This window comes from Devosia elaeis, assembly GCF_001650025.1.
In the GTDB taxonomy this organism is placed as follows: Bacteria; Pseudomonadota; Alphaproteobacteria; order Rhizobiales; family Devosiaceae; genus Devosia; species Devosia elaeis.
This window is the reverse complement of sequence record NZ_LVVY01000148.1, coordinates 1-1,466: the sequence shown is the minus strand read 5'-3', so window position 1 is coordinate 1,466 and position 1,466 is coordinate 1. Positions and strand designations below refer to the sequence as shown.

The 1,466-nt window shown below is 60.1% G+C and carries 1 protein-coding gene; it reads left to right on the top strand.

Annotated elements, in window-relative coordinates:
- The first annotated feature begins 497 nt into the window (after positions 1-497).
- Entirely contained in the window at positions 498-788 is a 291-nt protein-coding gene (locus tag A3840_RS18610) for a hypothetical protein (protein WP_067460669.1), read from the top strand.
- Positions 789-1,466 lie beyond the last annotated feature (678 nt).

Below are 1,466 nucleotides of genomic sequence, written 5' to 3'. Positions count from 1 at the left end.
CAAAGCCGATTTGGGAATCCACTTTGTCAACAGGACCTAACGGAAGCACAGCGGTCATGTGTTCGTTGTACATACTGCTCAAAATTTTCCAGCCGGATTGTGATGTGCCGCCTGAGAAAGGAAGACGCGCTTTCTCGAACTGACGAAAAGAAACTTTTGGTCAAATCGGTCACGATTGCCGTAGCAATTTTGTTTCCGTCAATCGGTACAACTGGATCGGACATGCTTTCCCCCATTTGGAGTATGCGAACCACTCTTTGAGAGCCGAATCAATGCTCCGCCTGAGAATTTCACATTTAGATCGGGTGGCGACCATATTCCTTGACGTTTGAAGAGCATGAGCGCGTTTTTGGGTTGTTTCATCGGCCACCATGCGCTGAGGAAAAAGCTCAGAGCTCGTCCGCACTCATCGTGGTAAAGCCGGATAACCCCACCCAATCCCCCCAATAAAAACCCTTCATTGGACACCCGGCCCGTCCCGACCCCACACTCCCCGCATGACCACCGCGCGCCTCTCCAACGGCGGCCCGCCGCTCGATGATGACGACACCCACACCCCGCCCTGGGGCAAGAACGGCATTGGCCGCTATTTCGAATGGGCGCAGGCGAAGAAGAAGGCGTTCGACGCGCCGTTCGATATCGCCAAGCTCCGCGCCCAGCGTGCCGCGCTGATCGGGTTGACCTATGAGGAATATGTGCTCGAAATCCTCGAGCGGGGGCGCTATCTGAGCGCCGGCGACACGCAGCGGATTGCCGAAATCGTGGCGAAGCGCGGAGTGCGGTATTGAGGCACCACGCCTGTTTCCCCACCGCTCGTCACCCTCGGGCTTGACCCGAGGGCTCTATCCTTGTCCTTTGCTCAACGGCAGAGCGCGGAGCAAAACGCCCTCGGGTCAGACCCGAGGGTGACGAATTGTGTGCCTGGGAACAACGCGCACACGCCGCCGTGCGAGCATAGCTCTCCAGGCCTTCTCCCCTAAAATCGCTCCACCGGAGCGCTTTCGCCTGCGGCACGGCTCGAAGTCTGAATGCCGCCGACACGCAGCGCATCGCCGAGATCGTGGCCAAGCGCGGGGTGCGGTATTGAGGTTTCGGTTCTTTCTTCACCTTCCCCTTGACGGGGGAGGCAAGCGGAGCTTGGCCCAAAGGGCCTAGTGAAGCTCGGAGGGGGTGCGTTACGTGCTGGATGCCTTTGTCACACATCCTGCCTCTCACCCGCCACCCCATCCCTCCCCGCGAGGGGGAGGGTGCCGCATCGGGGCTGTGGATGAGTTGATGCAATGAAGTGAAGCGTCCCCGGGTCAGGCCCGAGGGTGACGATCTGCGCTCGCGGCATTATTTCGCAAAAAACTTATCCCCGCCCCCAGAACCCTCCCTTATGCTCCGCTCATCCCCGCCAGTTACGCGGCCCCCACGCAGGGCCGGGTGGGGAGGCCGGGAAGGGGGGCGCCTCTTCACGCGGGTAG

What these genes read in the sequence shown, in the direction of transcription:
- A3840_RS18610 (WP_067460669.1), top strand. Translation starts at nt 498, where the DNA reads ATGACCACCGCGCGCCTCTCCAACGGCGGCCCGCCGCTCGATGATGAC.